At 32.6% G+C, this 26,604-nt stretch carries 30 protein-coding genes; 12 read left to right on the plus strand and 18 right to left on the minus strand.

Annotated features, from left to right (window positions below):
- The first annotated feature begins 28 nt into the window (after nt 1-28).
- Nucleotides 29-523 (plus strand): hypothetical protein, encoded by a 495-nt coding sequence (locus tag SMGD1_RS12085; protein ID WP_008339840.1) that lies wholly within the window; start codon nt 29-31, stop codon nt 521-523.
- Between the two features lie 5 nt (nt 524-528).
- Here the strand turns inward: SMGD1_RS12085 and SMGD1_RS14770 are convergent, their stop codons facing one another.
- Nucleotides 529-699, minus strand: coding sequence for a hypothetical protein (locus tag SMGD1_RS14770; RefSeq protein ID WP_008339729.1), 171 nt, complete (start codon nt 697-699; stop codon nt 529-531).
- A gap of 59 nt (nt 700-758) precedes the next feature.
- Here SMGD1_RS14770 and SMGD1_RS12090 point away from each other — a divergent pair, with 59 nt between their 5' ends.
- Nucleotides 759-1,271: a hypothetical protein gene (locus SMGD1_RS12090; protein WP_139064135.1), complete on the plus strand. Its 513-nt coding sequence runs from the start codon at nt 759-761 to the stop codon at nt 1,269-1,271.
- A gap of 1 nt (nt 1,272) precedes the next feature.
- On the opposite strand, the gene SMGD1_RS12095 is transcribed toward SMGD1_RS12090, so the two are convergent.
- Both SMGD1_RS12095 and SMGD1_RS12100 read right to left on the minus strand, forming a co-directional pair.
- A complete protein-coding gene (locus SMGD1_RS12095; protein ID WP_008339732.1) occupies nt 1,273-1,569 on the minus strand; it encodes a hypothetical protein in 297 nt (98 codons plus the stop codon).
- 56 nt (nt 1,570-1,625) lie between these two features.
- On the minus strand, nt 1,626-1,916 hold the full coding sequence (locus tag SMGD1_RS12100; protein ID WP_008339679.1) for a DUF3817 domain-containing protein: 291 nt from the start codon (nt 1,914-1,916) through the stop codon (nt 1,626-1,628).
- A gap of 146 nt (nt 1,917-2,062) precedes the next feature.
- On the opposite strand from SMGD1_RS12100, the gene SMGD1_RS12105 reads away from it, so the two are divergent.
- From SMGD1_RS12105 to SMGD1_RS12115, 3 genes are read left to right on the plus strand one after another with little or no spacing between them, the layout of a single operon-like run.
- Complete coding sequence (locus tag SMGD1_RS12105) at nt 2,063-2,290, plus strand: OadG family protein (protein ID WP_008339705.1); 228 nt, start codon at nt 2,063-2,065, stop codon at nt 2,288-2,290.
- 8 nt (nt 2,291-2,298) lie between these two features.
- Entirely contained in the window at nt 2,299-4,095 is a 1,797-nt protein-coding gene (locus tag SMGD1_RS12110) for a biotin/lipoyl-containing protein (RefSeq protein WP_008339672.1), read from the plus strand.
- A gap of 4 nt (nt 4,096-4,099) precedes the next feature.
- A complete protein-coding gene (locus SMGD1_RS12115) occupies nt 4,100-5,422 on the plus strand; it encodes a sodium ion-translocating decarboxylase subunit beta (protein WP_008339859.1) in 1,323 nt (440 codons plus the stop codon).
- A 55-nt stretch (nt 5,423-5,477) separates the two neighbouring features.
- Here SMGD1_RS12115 and SMGD1_RS12120 read toward each other — a convergent pair whose 3' ends face one another.
- The 9 genes from SMGD1_RS12120 to SMGD1_RS12160 all read right to left on the minus strand — a co-directional run bounded on the left by SMGD1_RS12120 (nt 5,478) and on the right by SMGD1_RS12160 (nt 15,876).
- On the minus strand, nt 5,478-6,539 hold the full coding sequence (locus SMGD1_RS12120) for a response regulator transcription factor (protein ID WP_008339882.1): 1,062 nt from the start codon (nt 6,537-6,539) through the stop codon (nt 5,478-5,480).
- A gap of 1 nt (nt 6,540) precedes the next feature.
- Nucleotides 6,541-7,776: an ATP-binding response regulator gene (locus SMGD1_RS12125; RefSeq protein ID WP_008339834.1), complete on the minus strand. Its 1,236-nt coding sequence runs from the start codon at nt 7,774-7,776 to the stop codon at nt 6,541-6,543.
- 8 nt (nt 7,777-7,784) lie between these two features.
- On the minus strand, nt 7,785-9,503 hold the full coding sequence (locus SMGD1_RS12130) for an EAL domain-containing response regulator (protein ID WP_008339797.1): 1,719 nt from the start codon (nt 9,501-9,503) through the stop codon (nt 7,785-7,787).
- A complete protein-coding gene (locus tag SMGD1_RS12135; protein WP_008339720.1) occupies nt 9,493-11,412 on the minus strand; it encodes a response regulator in 1,920 nt (639 codons plus the stop codon). Before SMGD1_RS12135 ends, SMGD1_RS12130 begins: the two co-directional genes overlap by 11 nt.
- Before the next feature lies 1 nt (nt 11,413).
- Entirely contained in the window at nt 11,414-11,827 is a 414-nt protein-coding gene (locus SMGD1_RS12140) for a response regulator (protein WP_008339629.1), read from the minus strand.
- The gene (locus SMGD1_RS12145) at nt 11,824-12,798 is read right to left on the minus strand and encodes a sensor histidine kinase (RefSeq protein ID WP_008339646.1); all 975 of its coding nucleotides are present in this window, start codon (nt 12,796-12,798) and stop codon (nt 11,824-11,826) included. Before SMGD1_RS12145 ends, SMGD1_RS12140 begins: the two co-directional genes overlap by 4 nt.
- A 78-nt stretch (nt 12,799-12,876) precedes the next feature.
- Complete coding sequence (locus SMGD1_RS12150; RefSeq protein WP_039920251.1) at nt 12,877-13,209, minus strand: hypothetical protein; 333 nt, start codon at nt 13,207-13,209, stop codon at nt 12,877-12,879.
- 23 nt (nt 13,210-13,232) lie between these two features.
- Nucleotides 13,233-14,744, minus strand: coding sequence for a response regulator transcription factor (locus SMGD1_RS12155; RefSeq protein ID WP_008339806.1), 1,512 nt, complete (start codon nt 14,742-14,744; stop codon nt 13,233-13,235).
- Between the two features lie 193 nt (nt 14,745-14,937).
- On the minus strand, nt 14,938-15,876 hold the full coding sequence (locus SMGD1_RS12160) for a chemotaxis protein (protein ID WP_008339768.1): 939 nt from the start codon (nt 15,874-15,876) through the stop codon (nt 14,938-14,940).
- Nucleotides 15,877-15,990: 114 nt separating this feature from the next.
- Between SMGD1_RS12160 and SMGD1_RS12165 the strand changes: the two genes are divergently transcribed.
- Both SMGD1_RS12165 and SMGD1_RS12170 read left to right on the plus strand, forming a co-directional pair.
- Entirely contained in the window at nt 15,991-16,788 is a 798-nt protein-coding gene (locus tag SMGD1_RS12165; protein ID WP_008341447.1) for a biotin/lipoyl attachment domain-containing protein, read from the plus strand.
- The gene (locus SMGD1_RS12170) at nt 16,789-18,528 is read left to right on the plus strand and encodes a molybdopterin-dependent oxidoreductase (RefSeq protein ID WP_008339803.1); all 1,740 of its coding nucleotides are present in this window, start codon (nt 16,789-16,791) and stop codon (nt 18,526-18,528) included. It begins immediately after the preceding gene.
- On the opposite strand, the gene SMGD1_RS12175 is transcribed toward SMGD1_RS12170, so the two are convergent.
- Complete coding sequence (locus SMGD1_RS12175) at nt 18,529-19,110, minus strand: hypothetical protein (protein WP_039920252.1); 582 nt, start codon at nt 19,108-19,110, stop codon at nt 18,529-18,531. It lies immediately after the preceding gene.
- 114 nt (nt 19,111-19,224) lie between these two features.
- Between SMGD1_RS12175 and SMGD1_RS12180 the strand changes: the two genes are divergently transcribed.
- Genes SMGD1_RS12180 through SMGD1_RS14660 form a run of 4 tightly spaced genes read left to right on the plus strand, consistent with a single transcriptional unit; the run spans nt 19,225 to nt 22,803 of the window.
- The gene (locus SMGD1_RS12180; RefSeq protein ID WP_008339633.1) at nt 19,225-20,409 is read left to right on the plus strand and encodes an aspartate aminotransferase family protein; all 1,185 of its coding nucleotides are present in this window, start codon (nt 19,225-19,227) and stop codon (nt 20,407-20,409) included.
- Nucleotides 20,366-21,577: a TolC family protein gene (locus SMGD1_RS12185; protein ID WP_008339874.1), complete on the plus strand. Its 1,212-nt coding sequence runs from the start codon at nt 20,366-20,368 to the stop codon at nt 21,575-21,577. Before SMGD1_RS12180 ends, SMGD1_RS12185 begins: the two co-directional genes overlap by 44 nt.
- The gene (locus tag SMGD1_RS12190) at nt 21,567-22,562 is read left to right on the plus strand and encodes an SAM-dependent methyltransferase (RefSeq protein ID WP_008339778.1); all 996 of its coding nucleotides are present in this window, start codon (nt 21,567-21,569) and stop codon (nt 22,560-22,562) included. Before SMGD1_RS12185 ends, SMGD1_RS12190 begins: the two co-directional genes overlap by 11 nt.
- Nucleotides 22,563-22,602: 40 nt before the next feature.
- The gene (locus SMGD1_RS14660; protein ID WP_139064136.1) at nt 22,603-22,803 is read left to right on the plus strand and encodes a hypothetical protein; all 201 of its coding nucleotides are present in this window, start codon (nt 22,603-22,605) and stop codon (nt 22,801-22,803) included.
- 18 nt (nt 22,804-22,821) lie between these two features.
- Here SMGD1_RS14660 and SMGD1_RS12195 read toward each other — a convergent pair whose 3' ends face one another.
- The 5 genes from SMGD1_RS12195 to gatC all read right to left on the minus strand — a co-directional run bounded on the left by SMGD1_RS12195 (nt 22,822) and on the right by gatC (nt 25,877).
- On the minus strand, nt 22,822-23,439 hold the full coding sequence (locus SMGD1_RS12195) for a YkgJ family cysteine cluster protein (protein ID WP_008339888.1): 618 nt from the start codon (nt 23,437-23,439) through the stop codon (nt 22,822-22,824).
- A 211-nt stretch (nt 23,440-23,650) separates the two neighbouring features.
- A complete protein-coding gene (locus tag SMGD1_RS12200) occupies nt 23,651-23,884 on the minus strand; it encodes a tRNA-specific adenosine deaminase (protein ID WP_241761486.1) in 234 nt (77 codons plus the stop codon).
- Nucleotides 23,885-23,945: 61 nt separating this feature from the next.
- Entirely contained in the window at nt 23,946-24,404 is a 459-nt protein-coding gene (locus SMGD1_RS12205) for a tRNA-specific adenosine deaminase (RefSeq protein ID WP_008339842.1), read from the minus strand.
- Between the two features lie 83 nt (nt 24,405-24,487).
- Entirely contained in the window at nt 24,488-25,570 is a 1,083-nt protein-coding gene (locus tag SMGD1_RS12210) for a type IV pilus twitching motility protein PilT (protein WP_008339800.1), read from the minus strand.
- A 16-nt stretch (nt 25,571-25,586) separates the two neighbouring features.
- Nucleotides 25,587-25,877 (minus strand): Asp-tRNA(Asn)/Glu-tRNA(Gln) amidotransferase subunit GatC, encoded by a 291-nt coding sequence (gatC, locus tag SMGD1_RS12215; RefSeq protein WP_008339642.1) that lies wholly within the window; start codon nt 25,875-25,877, stop codon nt 25,587-25,589.
- Nucleotides 25,878-26,004: 127 nt separating this feature from the next.
- Here gatC and SMGD1_RS12220 point away from each other — a divergent pair, with 127 nt between their 5' ends.
- Nucleotides 26,005-26,601 (plus strand): hypothetical protein, encoded by a 597-nt coding sequence (locus SMGD1_RS12220; RefSeq protein WP_008339748.1) that lies wholly within the window; start codon nt 26,005-26,007, stop codon nt 26,599-26,601.
- The last annotated feature ends 3 nt before the right edge of the window (nt 26,602-26,604 follow it).

Consider the following 26,604-nt stretch of genomic DNA (forward strand, 5'->3'; position numbering starts at 1 on the left):
ATGATACTTTACTTCTATGAGCATGAATATGACTTTAGAAAGAAGACAACAGGATAAAGATATTCTAATCTTTATTGATAATACTCTAAAAGAGAGTAATTTGTTTCTTCAACATAATTTAAACAACTTACAAATACAAGACTATGTCTATAGTCCTGATGAAGCTATAGAAGAGTTAGGTTTGGACTCTGAGCTAATAAATCAGTTGGTAGAAGACTATGTCAGTCAAATATTAAAATCTAAAGTACTATTTTTAAAACACCTCAATGAATTACAATATTCAGTAGATAATTCCAAAGAACTTGACTACACTCCACTAAGAGAACTAGCACATAAAAATTTAGGTGTTGCAAAAAATCTTCGTATAGAAGATGGTATAAAAATTTTAGATGAGCTTATGAAAAAAGATGATTTAGCTTACTTGATTTTGTGTGTGGAAGGCTTGGCCGCTTGTGCGGTTAGGTTAAGACCTAAATGTGCATATCAGACAATAAAGTTAATTGACCTAAAAAGTTCTTTATAAAAAAACTATCTTTGACTAGCTGAATGAGATACTTTTTCTAGTACACCTTTTGGTATTTTTTTATATACATGACCTTTTTTATCCAATGGAAGAGCAAAAGCAAGTACAATGAATACAAATGAAAATACTACACCACCTAGCAAACTAAGGATGAGTTTAAGTTGAAAATCATTCATGTATGGGCGTACCTTATAATTTATTCAGAGGTTTCAATTATAACATGTTAAAATTATATATGCTAAGAAAAATAAATATTTTCATTTTTTATATATTATTGAGCTTATCGCTAGATGCAAAAGAACCTGTTTTGGCTATTTTGAATAATACTGTTTCAAATGAGGTTCAAACGTTTTCAATTGGAAGTTATACCTTTGAGTGCAGGCCTTACGGTATTTTAAGTCTTGAAAAACTTTATGAAACAGCTAAACAAGGGTCAATATGCCAAAATTCAATTGATGAATTTTACAAGAAAAATCCGAAGTTAAAATATTATGCTGATGGACTTTTAGAGCATAAGCAACAGTACCATGTTGAGATTAAAGATTCAGAGTGTATTTTATATGCAAAGGGTCAAATGACTCTTTCAGAACTTCTTCTTGTCGAGGGTTTAGCTATTAAAAAGCCTATGTTTAAAGATGAAGAGTTTGAGAGCTATTATACATTAGCACAGAGAAAAGCTAAGATAGATAGAAAAGGTTTATGGGGTGAAAATATTTTTAATAGCTGTATAGAAGAGATGTATAAATAGTTTATTGTTTATTGTTAGTCATATAGATCCAAAATTCTTTGTGCGAATAGCCTTTATTTAGGAAGTAGAGTTGAAGTATTGTTACTCTATATAGAGTAATAAGCATTTTTGCAAAAGGCACAAAAAGGCTAAGACTTACTAAAAGAGACTGCTCTTTGTCTCCCTTTGATTCTATCATCTCTTGCATACCTATATTTTTACTAAGGTAGACTCCAAAAAGTATTGAAAACAAAAAGTTTAATGAAAGTCCAAAAATTATATATGCTACAAAGTCTTGTTCATGCATTCCAGCTATCATAGTTACCCTTATTAGTAGATCTTTTATATTCTGTATTTTATCAAAACTATTCTTTTTTATTCATAAGCTTTTATTTTACTTTTTGTAAAAAAAGTTCCAAAAGGAATAAGTGAAGCTACAAAAAAGATAATATTTTCACTAAATGACCACTTACTATCTCTCCACGCTACAACTAATAATAGACAAAAAAGTATAAATAGAACACCATGAATCATGCCTGCAATTTTAACTGCCATTGGATAGCCAAATGCATATTTCATAGGCATTGCAATGAAAAGTAGTAGAAGATATGAATAGCCTTCTATAGAGTTTATTTGACCGAATTTTTTTACACTGTTATTTAGCATTTTAAATCTTTTATTTGAAATTTATGCCGAAGTATATAATCAAAAAGTAACAATTGCACAACTTTAAAAAATTACAAAAGAATAGAAAAGTTCGTTTAAACATCTTTACACTATACTCTTAGCAAAATTGTAAAAAAGGTAAATTTATGGATACTAACCTCGTAATGGAGGGCTTTAAGTTTATGGCTCTAGGAATGGGAACAGTTTTTCTTTTTCTTATAATATTGATAGTGATGATGAATGTTATGTCAGCTGTCTTACATAAGTTTTTCCCTGAACCACAGGCAAGTTTAGAGCCCTCGGTGGACACAAAAAATAATAAAAAGATTATTGCAGCAATTTCGGCGGCAATCTCTCATCATAGACAAGGTTAAGGATATTAATGGCTAAAAAATATATAGATGTAATGGATACAACCTTTAGAGATGGTTTCCAGTCAGTTTTTGGTGGTCGTGTACTAATGGATGATTTTTTTCCAGCGGTAGAAGCAGCTAAAATAGCAGGAATAAATCACTTTGAATTTGGTGGTGGAGCAAGATTTCAATCTCTGTATTTCTACCTAAGAGAAGACGCATTTGAAATGATGGATAAATTCCGTAAAATCGTTGGACCAGATGCAAACCTTCAAACTCTAGCTCGCGGTGTTAACACAGTAATGTTAGACACAGGTTCAAAAGAGTTAATTGATCTTCATGCTAAAATGTTTAAAAAGCATGGTACTACTACAATTAGAAACTTTGATGCACTTAATGATGTTGAAAACTTAAAGTATTCAGGCGAGAGAATTGCTCATCATGGACTTAAGCATGAAGTAGTTGTAACAATGATGGATTTACCTCCAGGATGTCATGGGGCACACACAACTGAATTTTATGAAAAAACACTTCGTGAGATTTTAGATAGTGGTATCCCTTATCACAGTATCTGTTTTAAAGATGCTTCTGGTACTTCAAATCCTCAAAAGGTTTTTGATACTATTAAAATGGCTCGTCGTCTTGTTCCTGAAGGAACACATCTTCGTCTTCATACTCATGAGACTGCCGGTGTATCTGTTTCTGCTTATATGGCAGCTTTAGAGGCTGGTGTTGATGGTATTGATATGGCTGCTGCACCTGTAAGTGGTGGAACAAGTCAACCTGATATCTTAACTATGCTTCATGCAACTAAGGGAATGGATTATGACCTTGGTGGATTAGAGATTAGTAAAATATTAACTTATGAAAAAGAGCTTCAATATTGTTTGTCAGATTATTTTATGCCTCCAGAAGCAACAATGGTTTCTCCAATTATTCCATTCTCGCCAATGCCAGGTGGTGCACTAACTGCAAATACTCAGATGATGCGTGATAATGACATCTTAGATAAATTTCCAGAAGTTATTGCTGCAATGACAGAAGTAGTTGAAAAAGGTGGTTATGGTACATCAGTAACACCTGTTTCTCAGTTCTACTTCCAACAAGCACTTAATAATGTTATGCAAGGTCCTTGGCAAGCAATAGCTCCTGGTTATGGAAAAATGGTTCTTGGTTATTTCGGTAAAACTCCGGTTGCTCCAGATCCAGAAGTTGTAAGAATTGCTTCAGAAAAATTAGGCTTAGAGCCAACTACTGAAAAAGTTCTTGATTTAACTGATGCAGATGAGAGTAAATCTTTAGCAACTTGGATTAAAAGACTTAAAGAAGAAGATATCGAGATAACTGAAGAAAATATTTTTATTGCAGCAGCTTGTCAAGATAAAGGTATCGAGTTCTTAAAAGGCAAGGGTGAGTTAAACGTTCGTAAAATATCTCAAATGAAAAAAGATTGTGAAGGAAGTTCAAATATGGGTAGTGGAAATTATACAGTAGTAGTAGATGGCCAAAAGTTTAGTGTTCAAGTTGCAGAAGGTGATGCAAATATTCAAGTTACAGCAGTAGATGGAGAGAGTGTAGCACCTGTAAAAGCTCCACCAGCAGCTTCTGGTAATGAAGTTTCAATTAAAGCTCTTTTACCAGGTAGTGTTTGGAAAATCGTTGCTAATCCAGGTCAAAGTGTAAGCGAAGGTGATGTAATTTTGATTTTAGAGTCTATGAAAATGGAAATTGATGTTATTGCTCCTCGTGGCGGTGTAATTAAATCTATCAATGTTGCAACAAACGACAAGGTAGTAGAAGGTCAAGTCGTAGCAGTATTAGGATAAGTATATGAAATTTTTTGTTATAAAACTATTGGCACTCTTACTATTTACTTTTGGTGCTCTTCATGCAAGTGCTCCTGCTCAGGCAGAAGGTGCATCAACTCTAAAAGAAGAAACTTATAAGTCTAGACCTTTTTCAGAGATGATTACTGGTTTCTTACAATCAACTGGTATAAATGCTTTAATGAATCCAAATCCAAATGAGCTAAACTCACATGGTCACGCAATGAGTGATTTCCATAAAACTTGGGGTAGAGTTGTCATGATATTGATAACTTTTTTACTCTTTTGGTTAGCTATAAGAAAGGGATTTGAGCCTTTGTTACTATTGCCAATAGCATTTGGTGGATTATTAGCAAATATCCCAGTAGCTGGAATAGCTGGCGATGATGGATTTTTAGGTATTATCTACCATATGGGTTTATCAAACCAATTGTTCCCTGTCCTTATATTTATGGGTGTTGGAGCAATGACTGACTTTGGTCCGCTTCTCTCTAATCCTAAGACAGCACTTCTTGGTGGAGCGGCACAGTTTGGTATTTTTGGTACATTGGTTGGTGCAGTTGCACTTTCTCAATATACTGAATTATTTAACTTTACTATTCAGCAAGCGTCTGCTATTTCGATTATCGGTGGGGCAGATGGTCCGACATCAATATTCATAGCTACCGCCTTAGCACCTGAACTTTTAGGGGCGATTGCAGTTGCGTCATATTCTTACATGGCTATGGTACCAATTATTCAACCTCCGATTATGAGAGCATTGACAACTGATGCTGAGAGAAGAATCAAGATGACTACTCTACGTCATGTATCTCGTTTAGAAAAATTAGTTTTTCCTATTTTGGTTCTAGTTCTTGCTATTTTAGTTTTACCGGAGTCTACACCACTAATCGGTGCATTTATGTTTGGTAACTTCTTAAAAGAATCAGGTGTTGTTGAAAGATTAAATGATACTTTACAAAATGCAATGATTAATATCGTTACTATTTTCTTAGGTCTTGCTGTTGGTTCAAAACTGGCTGCAGATCAGTTTTTAGTACCTGATACTTTAGCTATTTTGGCTCTTGGTATTATTGCATTTTCAATGGGTACAGCTGCTGGTGTAATCATGGCTAAGATAATGAATCTTTTCCCAGGACATAAGATTAACCCATTAATAGGCTCAGCAGGTGTTTCTGCTGTTCCAATGGCAGCTCGTGTATCAAATAAAGTTGGTATGGAGTATGACCGTAACAACATGCTTCTAATGCATGCAATGGGTCCAAATGTTGCAGGTGTTATTGGTTCAGCTGTTGCAGCTGGTGTACTTATCTCACTATTTCAGTAACTAAATACATAGTTATTACTATTCATCCTTTTTGGATGAATAGATATTTTCTATACTAAAAAAACTCAATCTCTCCAGACTCTAATTCATCCTCTACAAATGAAGCAATAATCTGACGTATACTAAGCGTTGTTGGATCATGAATATGATGAGAGTTTTTCATAGCAATACTCTCTACACTAAATCTCTCTACATATCGATGCATATCTGAACTAACAGCATCAAATAGTCTAAAAACACTGTCACTGTCATTTGTAAGAATATCCATAAACTCATCTGTGTGCTCGCTAAGAGCTTTAGAAAGTTCATCCATGCTGGCAGCTAATGAGTCTAAATACGGTGAGTACCTAAGTAAAAGTGAAGATGTTTTAGAAAATATATTTGATATTTCTAAAATATCATCTTTGTTTGAATGCATAAGTGCTAAAGAAATATATTCTGATATCTCATTAAAATACTCAAGTAAATCATCAGCATCATCTTTTAAAAACACTACGTTTTCATCTCCTTCATCCTCGTCTTTTTCAAAATACTCTGGCATGATTTCATCAGCTTGTACTTCTTCATCATTTGAAGTTGCCATTTGTAATAATTTTTCAACTTGAGCGTGTTTTGTATCAATTGTGTTATTTTTAGATTTTATCTCTTTTAATTGTTTTTCTAACTCTTCATTTTTTTCATTTAACTCATTAACTAATTCGATATTTTGTATTTGTGTATATGCGTCTCTGCTTATTGGGTATAGAGTATTTATAACTTCTTTTTGAATGATTGGTTTTAGTATGAAGCTATTTATTCCTGCTTTTATCAGATCAATCAATATATCTGACTCATTATGTGCGGATATAGCAACTATCTTTTGTTCTGTGTTTATCTCTTTAATCTTAGATATCATCTCTATACCATTCATTTTTGGCATATTTATATCTGTAATCACCATATCGTACTGCTTTTTATTATATAAAGCCAATCCCTCTTCTCCATCACAAGCTGCATCAATCTCTTTAAAAAAAGGCTCAAACAGAAAAACTGTACTCTCTCTTAGTTGATTATCATCCTCAACGTATAAAACATTTAGATGCTTTGTATACTGTCTTAAATCTTTTGCATTGTACATATTAATCCTTTTCTTTTGATTTTGGAATGCTTATAATAAATTCTGCCCCATTAGAAACTTCCGAGTTTTTAACACTTAAACTACCATTTACATGATGTTCTATAATCGTTTTTGCCATGTGAAGTCCAAGACCGGTTCCATTTTTTTCACTTTTTGTTGAAAAGTATGGTAAAAATATGTTATCAATTATATTTTCAGGAATACCACCTGCATTATCAGCAATACTTACGACAATATTATCAGCATCTTGTGTTATATAAATAGATATTTTCGCATCAGTAATATTTTTTTCCAATAGGGCATCTACAGCATTGTTGATTATACTTATGAAGACTTGTTTCAACTCACCTTCAAATGTATAAACTTCTCTGTTATCAACATCTGCACACTTATAATCAACTTCTATATTGTTTCCATTAGGATTTAGTATTCTAAGTACACTGTCCATCGCATCGCAAATATCAATAGTAGTTTTCTTGTTGTCAGGACGATAAAAGTTTCTAAAGTCATTTATTGTTTTTGAAAGAAATATAGCAGTGTCTTCTATCTTCTCAAATGCTTTATTAAAATCAGCAGTAATAGCTTCTACTGGGTTTTCTTCTTCCTCATAGATGCCAAGATCAAGCCTTGTTTTTAGTCCGGACAATGTAGTTGTTATGGAAGACAAAGGTTGTCTCCATTGATGCGATATCATAGATATCATCTCACCTGTTTGAGCAAGTTTTGACTGTTGAATCAGCATCTGCTCCTGATCTTGTTTCTCTTTTGTTATTTTTACTATATCTTTGTTTAGTTCATTTGCCTGTTCTAGAAGTAATTTTGCCTGTAGAATGATTGAAATTTGTTCCATACTTACATGCATGAAGCTATTTATAGTGAAAGGTTTTACAATAAAACCAGAAATATTTAAAGAGAGCAAATCCATAAGTTTTTCAGACTCATTACTAGCAGAGATTACAATAAATTTTTGTTTTGGATTTATCTCTTTTACTTTTTTTATTAATTCTATACCATGCATACCTGGCATATTCAAATCTGTATATATGATGTCGTATTTATTCTGTTTGAACATCTCAAGTGCTTCTGCTCCACTGTTTGCAATATCTACAGACTCAAAAAAACGTTGCGCTATCTCTTTGTAGTATTTTGTGAGTTCAACTTCATCATCTACCATTAGTATGGAGATATTCAAACACATCTGCTTAAACTGTTTTATATCTTCTAAGTTAATATTCATAAAGCATCCTATAGTAGCTTTGTTGATGGAATGGAGAAGTGAAATCCTTGATACTCATCTATTCCTAACTCTTTTAGTGCAAGAAAAATCTCTTGTGTACTAACAAACTCTGCAATTACTTTTATATCTAACTTGTGTGAAAATTCACAAATTGCTTTTATCAAAGTATATGTACGATTATCTTCGAGTATGTTCTTTGTTAAAGAACCGTCTATTTTAATAAAATCAGGATCTAGTTTTAAAATATGTTCAAAGTTTGAATATCCGGAACCAAAGTCATCTATTGCTATTCTTACACCTTTATCTCTAAACTCCTTTAGCACATTCATAACTAATTCATAGTCACTTACTGTCTCGCTCTCTAATATTTCTAGTATTAGTCTATTTTCTACCCCGTATTTTTTTATTTGTGCATGGAGAAATTCAACTCTTAGCGAGTCTGATAAGTCTTCAAAAGATAGGTTTATTGAAAAATCAATATCTTTATCTTGCATAAATGAAAAGGTTTTTTGGACCATTATTCTTGTTAATTTATTATACTGTCTTGTATTTACTGCTGCATCTAGAAAAAAGAAAGGTGATATTAGTTTTTCTTCTCCGTCTTTACACTGTTTTAGACGCATTAGACTTTCATATTTGACTACATTTTGAGACATGTCTACTATGCCTTGAAATACAGGTAAAATAGAATCATTCTTAAGAGCAGACTTTATCTCTTTTTTCCAGTATAGATCATTGATAAGTCTTTTGGAAGTATCCATCTCTTCAGTATATAAAGCGATTGATAAGTTATCTTTTTTTGCATGTTTTAGTGCCATGTCTGCTTTTATAAATGGGCGTTCTTCATTTACACTAGCTCCTATAGTTACTTCAATTTCTATATCTTCTTCTATCTCTTCAAGATAAATTTTTATACTCTCAAAATGCTTTAATAGTTTTTCCTTTTCTGCCTCGAAATTATTTTTAATAGAAGATTTTTTGTTTTTTTGAAGTACAAAACCATCTCCATAAACTCTATAAAGCATGTAATTATTTTCTTTATTGAAATCTTGCAAGTTCTGAGCAAATTTTTTCAAAATTACATTTCCGGACTTTAACCCATAGATATCGTTGAATTTTTGAAAGCCATTAATATCTATTAAATATATTGTCTCATTAGAACTTGAACCAATGTTTTTCATCATATAAGTATGATTTCCAAGATTAGTAAGATTGTCATGATAGAGTCTATGCTCTAGTTCTAGTGTTCTCTCTTTTACTTTACTTTCTAGATTTACATTGGACAACTCAAGTTCTCTTTGATAGCTTTGTATCTCTTTTTGAAGGTGAATTTTCTCAACAGATTTTAAAAGTGTATTAGTAAATTGACTGATCTCTAATGGTTTTAAAAGATAGCCATCTATTCCTATTTGTATGCTAGATATAAAGTAATTTTCTTCGTTATGAGCTGAAAGAATAAGTATCGGTATTGATTTATTTATACTTTTTATCTCTTTTGCCATTTCAAGACCATTCATCTTTGGCATATTTATATCTGTTATTATCATATCAAAGTTATTTTCTTTGAACTTTGCCAAACCATCTTTACCATCTACTGCGACTATAATAGATTTAAAAAAACGTTTTAGCATCTCCATAGTAAATTGTCTTGCATCTTCATTATCTTCTACATAGAGAATATTTAATTTATTACATAAAAGTACACATTCTTGAATTCTATTGTGCATTTATAATCTCCTTTGTATTTATTGGCAGAGCAATTGTAAACCTTGCCCCATCTTCACTATTCTCTACTTTTAAACTGCCTTTACAGTGATCTTCTATAATTGTTTTCGACATATAAAGTCCAAGTCCTGTGCCATCTTTAGCTATTTTAGTACTAAAGTAAGGTTCAAATATATTTTTTATAATATCATCCGGTACACCACCTGCATTATCTTCTACAACTAAATATACATACTCTTCGTCCTTGTACCCACTAATACAAATAAAAGCATCATTAATCTCTTTATCCTGAAGAATATCTTCTGCATTTTTTAGTATGTTAAGCAGTACTTGTCTAACTTCGTTTATATATGTCTCAACTGTAATATCTTCGTTAAATATTAATTTTATATTAATATTTTTTGTTTTAAGAGTTGGCCCTATGATATCTATACTGCTATTTATGAGCTCTTTTATCTCGATTTTTTTTATAATTTTTTCTTCTTTGAAAAACCCCCTAAAATCATCAATAGTTGAAGATAGATGCTGAGAAAGTTCATTAATAGACTCTAGTCTCTCTTGAAAAAAATCTGCCTTATATTGGTCCATCATAATATCTAGTGTTAATGTACCTGAAATCGCAGAGATAGATGCTAAAGGCTGACGCCATTGATGAGCTATCATACTTATCATTTCACCCATCTGAGCTAGGCGAGATTGTTGTAGCATGTGTGATGATTGTTCTTCATTTTTTTTGACTTCTTCTCGCACACGTTGTTCCAAAGATAAGTTAAGAGATTCTAAATCACTCTCAAGCTTTTTCATAGCGGTAATATCATGCAAAAGAACATGTAAAACTTCTTTACCCTTTATTGGAATTTGTGTACGTATAACATCAACAATTACAGATGTTGAATCAGATTTTAGATGTTCCCATTCATAGTGCATAATACTCTCATTTATGATTTTCTTCATGATGTCTGATGATAATGAGCCGTCAGGTTGACGTTCTGGAGAAAAATCACAAGGTTTTTTATTTAATATTGCTTCTTTATTTTCCAGTTTTAAGAGTTTTAAAACGGCTTCGTTACAGTCTATATATTTATTATCTTCCATTATTACAGTAGCATTTGAAGATTGGTAAAAAAGTTTTTCATATACCTCTTTTTGTTCGGCTACTAAGTCCATGTTTTCTTTATATGTTAGTGTTATATATAGACGGCTATAAAATTCTCCCTTACTAAAAGGTTTATGAAGGTAGTCATTCGCTCCATGCTTCATACAGTCTACTATTGTTGATTGAGCATCAACGGATGATATTACAATCATTGGAATATCTTTGAGTTTATGGTTATTTCTTACGCTTTTAATTAATTCAAGACCATTCATATTTGGCATCTCATAATCTGTTATGACTAGATTGATATCAGGGTTTTTATTTAGAATATTTAGTGCTATTTTTCCATCTTCAGCTTCTAAAACATGGAACTTATGTCTTCGTAGTAAGTTTGATATCATTAAACGAAAAAGTGCAGAGTCATCAACTACTAGTATAGTTTCATATTGATTGATTTCTAGTCTCTTTAGCAGTTTTACAGTATCTTCTGCATTTGATATTGAAAATTTATCAATATAATCTACAACATCCTCTTTGACAAGATTTTCTCTAATTTTAGGATTTTCTTCACCACTTAGCAAAATTACAGGGATGCCTTTTTTAACTACATATTTGACTGTAACTTCTGGCTTGTCATCACTGTCTAAAGATATTAAAGCCAGATCTACAGCTGTATCTTTGTTGAGAAGATCTTTAAGCTCTGTAAATGAACCCACACTAAGAACTTCATAACCAAGTGGAGTTATTAAGTTTTTGTAAAAGAGTTGAATTGTTTTACTCTCTTCAAATATTACGGCGAGCTTTTTTTTAGTCATACTATTTCTCCATATCTTGTTGATTTGCAAAACTATTTAATAATTCTATTAGTCTTGAAAGATTAAGTGGCTTTTCTAAGTAGTCTGTAACGCCGGCATGATTTGCAGAGTCTTTAAAACTACTTTCGTTATGTGCAGATAGCAATATAATTGGAACATCTTGATTTATATCTCTGATTTTTTTACTCATTTCTATACCATCCATTTTAGGCATATTTATATCTGACATTATTAATGAAATATCTTTTACTTTAAAAATTTCCAATGCTTCTAATCCATTTTCACAAACAGCTATATTTTTAAAAAAGCGACTTAATAATTCCATAGTAAATTGTCTTGCTTCTTCATTATCTTCTACGTAAAGTAGCTCAATACTATTGCAATATACTATGATTTCTTTCATAGAGGCGTTCATGTTTCTTCTCCATTAAAATATATTGGTAGCACAATTGTAAATAGAGCACCGTTGCTTGTGTTCTCTACTAAAAGTTTCCCTCTACAATGCTCTTGTATAATTATTTTTGACATATAAAGGCCAAGTCCTGTTCCATCTTTTTCTTTTTTTGTACTAAAGTATGGATCAAAAACTTGCTCCGTTATATCTTTAGGTATACCACCTGCATTATCTTCTATACTGATATATATTTCAGTATCTGTTTTATGAACATTTATCCAGATCTTTGGCTCTTTTATTTTTTTATCTAATAATATATCTTCAGAGTTTTTCATTAGATTTAGAAGAACCTGTTTTATCTCATTTGTATAACTTTTTATCTGAGGTTGATCTTCACAGTTAACTATAAGGTTGATGTTTTTGTTTTTTAAAGTTTGACCAATAATTGATATCGATTCATTGATTATTGACTTAACTTCAGAGACTTCTTCTTTTTTATCATTTTTGAAAAAAGTACGAAAATCATCTATAGTTACTGATAGATGCTGTGTTAACTCACTAATAGCTTCTAGTCTCTCTTTAAAAAACTTATTATTAAAGTTGTCCAGCATAAGGTCAAGTGTTAGTGTCCCAGATATTGCAGATATAGATGCCAATGGTTGACGCCACTGATGAGCTATCATACTAATCATCTCTCCCATTTGTGCAAGACGAGATTGTTGAAGCATGTAAGAGGTTTGCTCTTGATTCTTTTTTATTTCAAGAGAGATTCGTTCTTCAAGATTTTCATTACTCTTTTTGAGAGCTATTGTTTTTGTTCTAATCTCTTTTTCTGCTGGCAAAAATATATAAAAAGCTTCAATAAGTAATACAAAAAGTAAAAGTATGATTAGAATTGTTTCTATGTTAACAATATTTTGTATTTTTTGTTCGCTCTCTTTTTGAAGTAAAAGTACAAAAGTGTCAATCTCGGTTACTAATATATTGTGCATTTTCTCAAAAACTTCATTAGTTAGTACGTGCTTTTTTTTATCTTCTATATTGGATGTCTCTTCAAAAGTATCTAAAAATTATTTTATATATGAAATATACTCTTTTTTATTTTGTTGTGCAAAATAATATCCTTTGTTCTTTAGAGTAAGTTCGATTTCCTCGAACTCAATTATTGTCTCTTCTAAGGCTTTTTTATAGTTTTGTGTATAGTTATGCGAGAGATTGTTTACATAATTAAGCATTTTGACCACTAGCATACGTTCTTTGCCGCTTATATTAATGCATCGTGCATATTTGCCTTGGTCTTTTACGAGAAAAAGTGTGCTTGAATAAACAAGTATTGCAAATACTGCTATTAAAATAAGTGCAAAAATATATTTTGCTCTAAAACTTATTTTGTATAAATTCAATGCACTTTCCTTTTTTAAAATTATTATTGTGTAATATTGAGTTTTTTAAATTCTCGTATTAACTCCATCTGACGGTTTGCAATATATTCTCCAATTAGCTTTTTATCTTTTGCACATACTTCAAATAGAATAACGAGATAATAACTACGCTTATTTTCATCTATGCGGTAAACGGTAGCCTCTGTACTTAGTGAAGTTTGCCTGTTGTTTATTTTAAAATTTATTGATAGATTTACCTTTTCATCTATCGCCATTCCTGCCGGTAATGCCTTAATCTCAACTTTCGCAGAAACTTCTGATATATCTATGATAGTTGTCTCTGTTGTAAATTTTATCTCTTTGTAGAAAAGAGAACAGCTTTGTTTTTCACCTGGCTCTAATCTGATAAATTTTCTATCTGTAGCTGTTCTTTGTGAGAATTGCATATCTTTTATTGTGATAGTCTGATTGTCGTTATCTATATTATATATAGACTTACATACGACACTTTGAGGGAATATTTCTGAAGAGATGGTTGTAAACTTTGTTAGCTGCAAGATTTTAAGCTGTGAATTAACAGTTTTTAAAACTATCTCATCATCTGTAATCTTTACAAGTACGGCAGGATTGACAATTGTCAGACCCTTATAAAAGTTATGTATTTTTACTTCTGCAGAGTTGTTTCTTACAATTTGCATAAAAGTTATAACAGCCATTTTATCTTGAGCCATATTATCGTTATTTGTAGATTCACTATCAAACAGAGCCATGAGGTTTAACTCAGTTACATCATCTAAAGAGAGAATATAGTGTCCCTTTTTCTCAGGCACATCTCTTGATTTTAGAATCAGGTGTCTCTTTATACCTTCATGGTTTTCTATTTTTGTATGAAATAGTGTCCCAGAATTTTTAATTGCTTGCTCATACCAAGTTCCTGAGTCTGAACTATAAAGAAATTCTTTATGTTCAAGTAGTAACTTTTCCATATCAAACTTTTCATTAAACTCATCCAGTGTATCTACTCCAAAAAATTCCAAAAATCGCTGATTTGGCAGTATAAAGTTTCCTTCAAACATCATTACTACGATATTGTTCTGATAGTTGAAAATGTTTTGTAGCTGGTTTAAAAATAGACGACGGTTTTCTTCTTTATGAATTGATAAAACAGTATCGTAAATGGCATCTATTAGTTCAGGTATTTTTGTTGGCTTGTTTAGGTATCGAAAGACTTCAAGATTTATAGCTGCATGAAGATGCTCTTTCTCATCATGAGCAGATAAAATTAGAGTTTTGCATTCTGGTTCTATTGCTTGTATTTTTTTTATCATTTTAAAGCCGTTCATTTTTGGCATATTAATATCTGTTATAATAATTTTAGGTTCATGCTCTAGAAATTTTTTATACCCCTCTTCACCGTCATTTGCAATGATAACATTGTCATTTACTCTCTCAAGTAGTTTTTTCATATTGTTACAAAGACCGATGTTGTCTTCTACATATAATAGAGGAATGTCTGTAGAAAGTTTTTTAATTGTCCGTATCTTGTCACTAACCACTCAAGTCCCCTTTATAACGTGCTTTAATAGAATAAAATACATTATACATATATTAAAATTACTTATTACTTAAGGGAAATGTTTAATCACTAAAAGGTGATAATCTATTAGAATGCTAGATAGAGATGAGATGAAATTCATTGTAGATGAAGCTCTAGCTATCTTAAAAGAAAGAAGCTAGCGATAGAATTGTTTAGCTACCCATAGCCCCTACAATAAGTGGTATTATATTATGGCTTTTTGTTTTATCAATAAATCCATTTGCGCCAAGTGTTTCAGCTTCTCTTTTATTATTAGTTCCGGTCATAGAACTGTTGACAATTATAGGAATATTCTTTGTTAATTGGTTGTTTCTAAGAGTTTGAATCACTGTAAATCCTGACATCTCAGGCATCTCAATATCAGTAATAATAGCTGGTATAATTGAAGGATCTGGCATTGCCAAGATATAATCTACCAGTTTTTTTCCATTGTCAAATAGTTTCATTTGAAGATTTGCATGTTTGAAAATCTGTATCAGGTGTCTTTGTGCTGTTTTAGAATCTTCTGCAATTAGTACTTCACCGTTTGCAAGTTTAGAAGGAATAGATAAGTCTTTCATATTTTCAGGTGATTCATTTACATTAACCATAGCTTGAGGAATGACATCTGATAAAAGTTTTTCATAGTCTAAAATAAGACATAAACTTCCATCTTCAAGTCTTGTATCGTTCATAACAACACCATCATCTTTTAGTCTATAGCTGTCAGGTGCATGCATCTCGTTCCAGTTTTTCTTGATAACTCTATATGCTGACATTATTCTAAGACCTATAATAATTCCATTGAAATCACAAATAAGTATATTAGATTTGAGTATTTCTGCTTTAGTCAAATGTGTGCCTAACCATGCAGGAAGGTTTAATATAGGAATTTGAAGTCCACGAAGAATAATAGTTCCCTCAAGTAGCTTGTGTGCTGATGGAATTTGAGTAAGAAAATGATTTTTAGACTCAACAACCTCTCTTGTTTTAAAAACATTGATCGCATAAAATGCAGAATCTTCTTTGTTACTGATTCTAAAAACTAAAAGTTGAAGTTCATTGTTTTTTGCTAAATTTGTAGTGGAATCTACCTTGCTTAAAACTGACATAAGCACCCCCTGATTAAAACTTCTTAAATAGTACCAAAAATAAAATGAATATATGCTTGAATGTTAATAATGAAATGGTAAAATATCTATAATTTTAATATAAGGTATTAATAAGTGAAAATTTTAACAATTCTAATTTTAACGTTTACTCTGTCGTTTGCTAAGGTTTATTATTCAAAAGTTGAGCCATATGAGCTTAGAGATATCTCTTCTAATGTCTCTGGATTAGTTGTGTCAATAGATGAAAATATGATTGGTAAAAAGTTGACTTCAAAAGCTTATATTCGCATAGACTCTGAACTGGATGCTAAGGAATTAGTTTTTATAAAAGAGAAGTTAGAATACTTAAGAGAAATAGTAAAAGTAAATCATGATGTCTTAGTAAATATAGAAAAATCTTTAGTTAGAAAAAGAGAAAACTATAAACGCATAGAGGATTTAAAATTTAAATCATCTGTTGAAAAAGATAAAGAATATTATGATTTAGTATCTAGTGAAAACCTATATCTAAGTACACAAAAAGAGATACAAAACTTAAAAGTTCAGATTACGGACTTAAAACTAAGAGAAGCACATCTTCAAAGAAGTATTGAAGATAAATATTTAAGTGACAAAGATTTTGTACTTTATGAGATATCAGTTAAAGTAGGGCAGGTTGTTGGCATCTCAACACCACTTGCAAAAGTAGCTGATATTTCAAAAGCAATACTTACTATATATCTTGATGAGCCAGATGTAGCAGATGCAAAAAGCAAAGTTATATATATCAATGGTAATAAAACATCATATAAGATTTCACGTGCATTAAACATAGCAGATTCTAAAAACATTTCTAAATATATGGCTCAAATAATTATTGACTCTCCAGAGCTGTTTTCTAAGCTTGTAACTATTGAGTTAAAAGATAAATAGATGCTAGGCAATACAACAGCTTGTCCATTAGACTGTTATGATGCTTGTGGCATCACATATGATAATGGCAAATTGAAAGCTCTAAAAATTGGGCATACAAATGGTTTTTTATGCCCACATATGAATCATTATGAAAAGTATGAAACAATTAAAACACCTAGATATAAAGGTAAAGAGATCACGATGGAAGGTGCATTGATTCATTTGGCTCAGATGCTACGTGAATCTAAACCAAGTGAGATTTTGCACTATAGAAGTAGTGGAAATTTTGCACTGATGCAAGAAGTTAGTGACCACTTTTTTGCTTCTTATGGTGCTACTTTGACTGATGGAACTCTTTGTGATGGAGCCGGAGAAGCTGGAATAACAGAGGGAAGAGGCTCAAACAAAAACATGCCTCTCTCAGAGATAGCAAAGTCTGATGTAGTTATATTTTGGGGGAGAAATCCACATACAACTTCTTCTCATATTCTTCCTCTTATAAAAAATAAAAAAATTATAGTTATAGATCCCATAAAAACAAAAATAGCTAAAATAGCGGATTTACATCTGCAGATAAAACCTCGCGGTGATCTTTATCTTGCGATGTTGCTTAGTAGATTTTTACACATTAATCATGGTTGTGACATAGAGTTTTTAGACAAACATGCAACTGAGTATGAAGAGTTTTATGAACTTACTCAAACTATACGCATCAAAGCAACTTTAGATGAGATAGATATAACTCTAGGTCAAATTGGTGAGTTACTGGAGCTTGTAAAGGGTAAAAAAGTAGCTATTGTTTGCGGTGTTGGTATACAAAAGTACAGAGATGGGGCAGATATAATAAGAGCTATAGATGCCTTTGGAGTTATGCTTGGACTTTTTGGTAAAGAAGGTTGTGGAATCTCTTATCTTGGTTCTTCAAGAGAGCATATTTCTTCGCCTTTTAAAACAAAAGCAAAAAGAGTATCTAAGGTAAATACAGAGTTTTCAAACTTTCAAACCGTATTTTTTCAAGGTGCAAATCCACTCTCTCAGATGCCAGATACTTCAAGAGTAAAAGAGTCTATAAAAGAGACTGCAAATGTGGTTTACTTTGGTCTTTATGAAAATGAGACAAGTGAAGTCGCAAGCTTAGTTATACCGGCTAAGAGTTTTTTATATAAAAATGATGTCAGAACATCATACTCACACAATGCCATGATGTTTATGAATAAGGTTGCAGAGACAGAAATAGGCATAAGTGAGTATGATTTAAGTGCTTACCTTTGCAACTATTTTAATGTTAATATAGAGAGTGAAGAGTTTTATTTAAAGCATTTTAAAAATTTTTCCATTGAAAAAATGGATGGTGTATATCATGTGAAAGATAGAGAAGAAATTCCGTATCAAAATGGTTTTGACACAGAAGACGGGGAGTTTCTATTTTTAGATGAATATGAGAATAATTTAGAAAAAAATGAGATGTTGAACCTCATAACTATGAAAAGTGATACAAGTCTTAACTCTCAGTTTAACCGTCAAGAAAATGTATACCTTAACAGTTCACTGGGTTTTATAGATGATGAAATAGTTAAAATATCTTCTACCAATGGAAGCGTAGAGCTAAAAGTAAAACTGAATGATGATTTAAGAGATGATTGTGTTCTTATATTTAGTGGAACAAAAGGTGTTAATGACTTAACATCTTCTAAGCACTCTTATGAAGGTAAGAGTGCGATTTATCAAGAAAACAGGGTGGAAGTATTTAAAGTTTAGTTACTCTCCATTTTCACGTGAATAACTAAAACTTGTTTCACCATCAGCTTGTTTTTCCACTACTGTAGAAGCTTCTTTTTTAACTTCAGGTTTAACACCTGTTTCTTTTGCCTGTTGTATCTCTTTGTAAACTGTTATTTTCTCTTGAGTTACTGGCTGAGTCTCTTGAGCTACTTCTTTAACTACAACCGCTTCTTTTACTTTAGGCTCTTCTTGTTTTTCTATCTGTTTTATCTCAAAACCAGCAGAAGTGTTTTCTATAACTTCTAAGTAATATTTTTGTGTGCCTTTGGCATCTATTGTTATGCGCTGAATCTGTTTATCATCTCTTATTATTGATATTACAGAACTTGAAGGTTCAAGGTTAAACTTCAACTTTTTGTTATGTATCAGTGTTATATAGTCAAATCTGCCATCTATACTTAGTTTGTATGTATGTTTATCATTTGTAGAGAGTAGTACTTCTACCGAAGGACCTTTGTAAAACATACTATCTTCTTCAAATCCTATTTGCATATTTGAGCATGCTGTAAATATTAGAGATGTTAGAAGTATTGTTAGTTTGATCGCCAGTGATTTCAAGAAAAGCCTTTTTATTTGTTTACGCCATAGTATAAGATTATATATTAAAAATTGATTATATAAGATTGTTAATCATTTATACTATAATACATAAATAATTTTAGAGGTAAAAAAATGAATAATATAAAAGAATTAGATAAAAAATATGTTTTACCTACATACGCTAGAGCAGATGTAGAATTTGTTAGTGGTAATAATGCGAGATTAGTTGATGCTAATGGCAAAGAGTATATAGATTTTACTTCTGGTATCGCGGTTTGTAGTGTAGGTCACGCCAATAAAAGAGTAAACGACGCTATATGTAAGCAGATATCAAATATTACTCATATTTCTAATCTTTATTATACTGCTCCTCAAGCTCGTGCAGCTCAGAAGATTGTTGAAGCCAGCGGATATGATATGAAGTGTTTCTTTGGAAACAGCGGTGCTGAAGCGAATGAGGGAGCTATTAAGATAGCAAGAAAGTTTGGTGAGAAAGATGGTGAAGTAAAAAGATATAAAATAATCACACTTGAACACTCTTTTCACGGTAGAACAATTACAACTGTAAAAGCTACTGGACAAGCTTCTATGCACAACTACTTTGGTCCATTTCCAGATGGTTTTGTGTATGCTGATAATATTGCACAGATAGAGAGCTTAATTGATGATCATACTTGTGCAGTAATGGTTGAACTTGTTCAAGGTGAGGGCGGAGTTCAGCCGCTTGATAAAAAAGCTGTTCAAGATTTAGCAAAACTTTTAAAATCAAAAAATATTTTACTTATGATTGATGAAGTTCAAACAGGGGTTTATAGAACTGGAAAGTTTTTAGCTTCAAATCTTTATGAAATTGAACCGGATGTAGTAACTTTGGCTAAAGGTCTTGGCGGTGGTGTTCCTATTGGTGTTGTTATGACAAAGCTTAAAGAAGTTTTTTCTCCAGGTGATCATGGTTCTACATTTGGCGGAAACTACTTAAGTGCTACTGCTGCCTGTGAAGTGATTGACATCTTAAGTGAGCTGGATGTAAGTGGTGAGCTGACAGAAAGTATAGAGTATTTTGATAGCGAAGTAGAGAATTTTTATGAAGCTCATAAAGGTATCTTTACATCCAAAGTAGGCATCGGAATGATGTGTGGACTACGTGTTAAAGATGCAGATACTTTGGCTAAAGTTATATCAAATGCTAGAGATGAAGGCGTTATGGTCTTAAAAGCAGGTAAAAACACTCTTAGACTTTTACCTGCACTAACAATTACAAAAGAGGAAATAGATGAAGGTTTTAACTCTCTTAATCGCGCTGTCGCTTCTTTGTAGCACAGCTTTCGCGGCAGATGAAAAAGATCAGCCGCTAGATGCATATATCTCTAAAAACAAAAAAGATCAGTTCAAGTATGACTATGACAAAGTAGAAGCTGACAGTTCTAAACTTCGTGACTCATGGATAGCACCGTTAAACCTTCAGTACAGCTACTCAAAAAGTAATCCTTATACTGACGAGCAGACTTCAGAAAATGCTGCTGTGAAAATGGACCAGCCAATTTTTCAAAGTGGTGGAATCTACTACGGAATTAAGTTTGCAGAAGCTTCAAGAGTCTATGCAAACTACTCTGTAGAAGTTGCAAAAAGAAAACTGGTTAAAGATGCTATCTCACTCTTGATGCAGATAAAGCAGATGGACTTAAAGATAGAGCGTCAAAAGCTTCAGATACAAAACTCTGAGATAAGTCTAGAGCAGAAAAAAGAGCAGTACTTAAGTGGTCAACTTGACTCTGGCTTTTTAGACAATGCTGTTATTGAGAGAAACTTCGTTATACAGAACTTGTACGACATAGAGACGAACAAAGAGAGACTTATCTCAAAGTTTAACTCTATTAGTGACTTGTCTTATGCAGATGGGAAAATACCACACTTAGATATGCTCAATGAAGAGCAGTTTTTAAAGTACAACATCGTGTTAAATATGTCTGAAAGTGATATAGAAAAAACTAAGTACAACAAAAATGTTACTACTGCTAAGTACCTTCCTCGTGTTAGCATCACAAGTGGTTATAACTGGAGTAAAAGTGACAGTGCATTTCAGTTTGGATCAAAAGAGAAAAATTATTATGACTATGGTGTAAAGGCTTCTGTTCCACTTGATATTAATACTTTTAGAGACATAGAATCTTCAAGAATAGACTATCTGAAATCAAAACTTGTTATTGAAGATAGAAAAAGAGAGCTCCGTGCGCTGTTTGAACAGGTTATGCAAAATATCAATAATTTTGAGAAAAAGAGATTGCTTAGTATAGAAAACAGAGAACTATATGAAAAACTGCTTTCTGAGACAAAAGATATGTTTAGTGCAGGATATAAAACAAGTTATGATGTGGATCTGTTAGAGAACTCAGTTTCCATACAGATAATCGATCAGTCGATTTTTGAGATAGATAAACAACTAGAACTATTAACACTATATGAAATGTACAAACATGAAATTTAGCGAGTATATGGGTGAGTGGCTTTATGGAAATGACGGCTACTACGCAACTTATAAAAACATAGGAAAAGAAGGTGACTTCTACACCGCTGTAAGTACAAGTAAGTTCTTTGGCGGAAGTGTAGCAAGACACATCATCTCTTTATTAGATGAAGGCTTTTTAGAAAAAGATGGAGTCATCTGTGAGATAGGTGCTCACCACGGTTACTTTTTAGCTGACGTAATCGAGTTTATATACACTCTGAGACCAAAACTACTTACTACCTTGAAGTTTGTCATCATAGAGAGATTTGATGACCTTCAGGAGCAGCAGAGAAACTATTTTGAAGAATCATTTGGAGACGCTGTAAGTCTAACTCACTACAAGTCTCTAAGTGAGCTAAAGTGCAAAAATGCGTTTTTCATTGCAAATGAGATATTTGATGCATTTCCATGTGAGCTTTACTATAAAGGTAAAACAGGAAGAGTAGATGGTCATAACGTTGAGTTTGATGTAGATAATGACTGGGTAGATGCTAAAGCCAAGAAGTACAACAAAGACAGAGGCGAAATAGCCATAGGTTATGAAGAGTTCGCAAAAGAGATGGCCAAGTCTTGTGAGAAGTTTGAGTTTATGAGTTTTGACTATGGTGAGATGGTAGCTCGTCCTGACTTTTCCATAAGAGTCTATGCAAAACACAAAGTCATACCGTTTTTTGAAGAAGATATAAACCGCAAAGAGCTTTTTGGAAAGTCTGACATAACCTATGATGTTACCTTTGAGCATGTAAAAGATGCTTTTGAAGAAGCAGGGGTTGAATTTATAGGATTAAAGGCTCAAATGGTTGCGCTTGTTGATATGGGAATATTAAATCTTTTAGAGATGCTCAAAGAGAATGTAGATGACAAAATCTACGAACAAGAACTTCAAAAAGCGAAGATGCTGATTATGCCAAACTTTCTTGGTGAGAGATTTAAGATGATACGGTTTAGAAAGAACAAAAAGTAAAACTACTCCCAAAAATAAATATCTGTTCACTCGTTTAATAGTGAATGAATCTCCATTTTTGCTACAAGTCCTTACTCTCCTGAGTGGGAATGAACACTATGTAAATGTAGATACTGGATGCTATATGCATACATACGGCTATAGTCAGTTAAGTGCTTACTGCGTAGAAAACGGTGAGATTATAAGTGTGCAAAGAGTTTTGGATGGATACAAAAAAGTTGTAAAAAAAGAAACTTATTAACTTTAAAGAAGCTTTCTCTTATTTTGAACTCATTTTCATAACAAGATCATTATACTTCATTAGCAAACTAGATGTATAAAAAGATATTGCTAATCCTTTAACATAATCTAAGGCGTTTAAACAAAACTCATATTCTTCAGTAGTGAAAGATGGATTTTCTGTGTTTTTAAAACGACTGTTGAATAGTTTATGTGCAATAAATAAATTAGACCGTAAGCTATCTCCATTACTGTAGTTTAGAGTAGGCATATTTAAGATTAGCCAGTTTGCTTGTTTCTTTGAAACATCTACTATCTCTTTGCCTTCTATTAAAGAAGTCTCACCACTGATAACTTGTTTTACTAACTTACAGTTGTAACTTGTACACTTGTGTGGACGGTCATGATAAACAGAACAAGAGCCTTCTTGAAAAAATGAGCATGGAAAATTCATTTCTATTTTATTATTTGTTGATGAGACATTAGCTTCAGGAAGTCTCTTATATGCATTACGTGAAATTGTAACATGAGAAAATATAGCACCAGTACAACAGAGTCCACAAGCCATACATAACTCTCCACTTGCTATTGCTGAATTCATCGTTAAGGTAGATTTTTCTTGTGATTTATGTATAGGAAATTCGCATTCTGATTTCAAATTAGACTGCCTTTGTGTGCATTTATTTACTAAAGTTTAACTGCTTAATATTATAATATCATTAAAACTTGAGATATATTTATAAATCTGCTTTGTATTTATGAAAGAAGTTGTACATTGTCAAAATTACACCCCAGGGGTTGAATCTCCACTTTTTAACTAGTTCCTATCGAAGACGATAGGAACGAAAAAATGAGGACGAGCGTTGGCTCTAGTATTTCGCTCCCTTGCCATCCTTGTAGACTACCTCGTTATACAGCTCCCACCATGCGCGTGCAAGCCCAGATTCGGCTTGGCAACCAGGCCATTGTCTCTTTTCTATAGGTAGCTCTAATAATGCACGTATTGGCTCATCTTTGAAGCCTCCATACGCCATAGCATCTGCATAATCAGCAGAGTAGACAATGAGCTTGATGTTTGCCCAAGCCATTGTTGAGTAGCACATTGGACAATGTGCGCCAGATGTGTATAAAGTTGCACCTGACAGCTCATTTAGGCCGTAGCCATTATCCATGTGTAGCCTGACGTATGGCGTTCATCTCTCCGTGACGTGACGGGTCACCCTCTTTGAGTACAGTGTTCCATCCTTCCCCAAGGATTTTTCCATCTTTATAAATCACTGCACCGAAGAAGCCTCCATCAGGTGCATGGCCTTTGAGTGCTTGCATTGGATTGTGAGCACCTAGTTTAATTGCGCGTCTTATGTGTTTTCTGTGCGTTTTAGTCTCTTTGCTTGAAGAACCTACAGAACACTGAACGTTGTCATTTGATCCTGCACCTTCAACTACAGCAAATTTTTTAGGTGGTGTATTTGGAGCCTCATTTACCCATTTTTGTGTTTGGGCAGGGGTATAACCATAGAAGGTACTTGGTTGCTTAGAGTCTGGCGTAGATGCAATAGCCATTACGGAAAACATATAGAACATAGCGATTGATAAGATTAATAATCTTTTTTGAACTTTCATATTGTTAGCTTGTAGTAGTCTACACTGATTTCCTTAAGAATCTATTATAATGTTTGGAAGATAAATGGAGAGATTAGAAAGGCTTAAAGCCCTCCTATCATTTTTATAAGCTCTTCGGGTCTATTAGAATTTTTAATAGCGTTCTCTTTTGTGATAGTTCTTTTTTGAAGTAGTTCTATCAGCTCTTGAGTCTGAGTGGTCATGTTCGTTTCTTTTTGATTTAGCTGCATTTGAGAGTAAATCTGGTGAACTTTGTCTTCACGTATCTGATTCTGAACAGCTGGATTAGTTATGAGTATTTCCAGAGCTGCAACTTTGCCACCACCTACTCTAGGAATAAGTGTTTGAGATATTACAGCAACAAGTGAAGAAGCCAGTTGCGCTCTTACTTGTGCTTGCTCTTGTCCATCAAAAACATCAATGATACGGTTAATAGTTCCAGGTGCAGAGTTTGTGTGCAGAGTTCCAAAAACCAAGTGACCAGTCTCAGCTGCTGTTAAAGCTGCACCAATAGTCTCAGCATCTCTCATTTCACCGATTAGTATAATATCTGGATCTTGTCTTAGTGCAAATTTTAATGCAGCAGCAAATGAAGCAGTATCGTTTCCTACATCTCTTTGAGAAAATAGTGACTTGATGTTTTTATGAACGAACTCAACTGGATCTTCGACAGTGATTATATGTCTTCTTTCTGTCAGGTTTATTTCATGAAGCATAGATGCGAGAGTAGTTGATTTACCACTACCTGTAGGACCTGTTACTAGAATTAGACCTTTTTCTTTTTTTACAAGTTCTTTAAAAATTGGAGGATTTCCATACTCATCAAGAGTTGGAATATCTATAGGTATCATACGAAAAGCACAGGCTATCCCACCGATAGTTCTGTAGTAGTTGGCACGAAAACGTCCAACTTCTTTTAACTCAAAAGAAAAGTCAAGTTCATTAGCATCTTCAAATACTTTCTTTTGCTTGTCTTCTATGAGCGAGTAAGCCATCTCTTCAATATCTTTGGCATTTAAAACAGCCAAATTAAGTGGACGAAGTTCTTTATCTATTCTAATCTGTGGTTCACTACCAACAACAAGGTGTAAATCACTTGAACCGTAGGCTAAAACACTCTTGAGCAGTTTTTTTATATCAACTACTTTTTTGACTTCTTCACTCATAATAAGACTCCCTAGATTACTCGATTATTTTTGGAACTATAAAGAAATGGTCACCACTTAGAGGTGCATTTTTTAGTATATTGTCATTAACGCTAGCATCACAAAATGGTGTGTCTTCTCTAGTAAATGTACCATTGTCACTCATAGCAAAGTTATCATCGACACCATCAGTATTAAGGGAACTTAAATTATCGACAAAACTTACTATTTCAGACAATTGTCCTATAATTTCTTCTCTTTTATCTTCTGAGACTTTTAAAAAAGATAGTTTTTCTAATTTAGTTAGTAATACGTCATCTACTTGCATATGTATCCTAGTTTTATAATTTTATATGATTGTAACAAAAAAAATCTATGTGTTTGATGAAACTTTAACAAACTATGCGATATTATTTTAAACTTTTTGAAAAAATATAGTTAAGTAAGGAATATTTTTGAGTATTAAAAATAATATCGAAATGGTAAGAGAAGAGTTGAATTCTGAAGAGAAGTTTTTTGAAAAAGCTGTTATTACAGAGAAGTTTATAAAAAAGTATAAAAACTTAATGATTGGAGCAGTTGTTGTTTTAGTTGTTTTAGTTGGGGCAAATGTAGCTTATAGTATAAATAAACAGAGTCAAATTACAGCAGCAAATGTTGCTCTTTTAACTCTAAGTGAAGATGCTACAAACTCTGAAGCACTTTTAACATTAAAGAGTATCTCTCCTGAGCTGTACGATGTATGGGTTTACTCTAATGCAGTTGCTAAAAAAGACATGATTACTATGAAAGAGCTTACAAATTCTTCAGCAATAATGGTAGGTGATTTAGCAAAGTATGAACTGGCACAAGATACAAAAAATGCAGCTTCACTAGACGCTTATGCTTCAAAGCAAGATGCTGTATATAGAGATTTAGCTTTAGTTCAAAGTGCTATTATACTTATGAGTAATTCACAAATCCAAAAAGCTCATGAGAAACTATCTCAAATATCTCCTCAGTCTTCACTAAACAAGATTGCTAATGCACTTCTTCACTACGGAGTAAAGTAGAAT

Source organism: Sulfurimonas gotlandica GD1 (assembly GCF_000242915.1).
GTDB classification, from domain to species: Bacteria; Campylobacterota; Campylobacteria; order Campylobacterales; family Sulfurimonadaceae; genus Sulfurimonas; species Sulfurimonas gotlandica.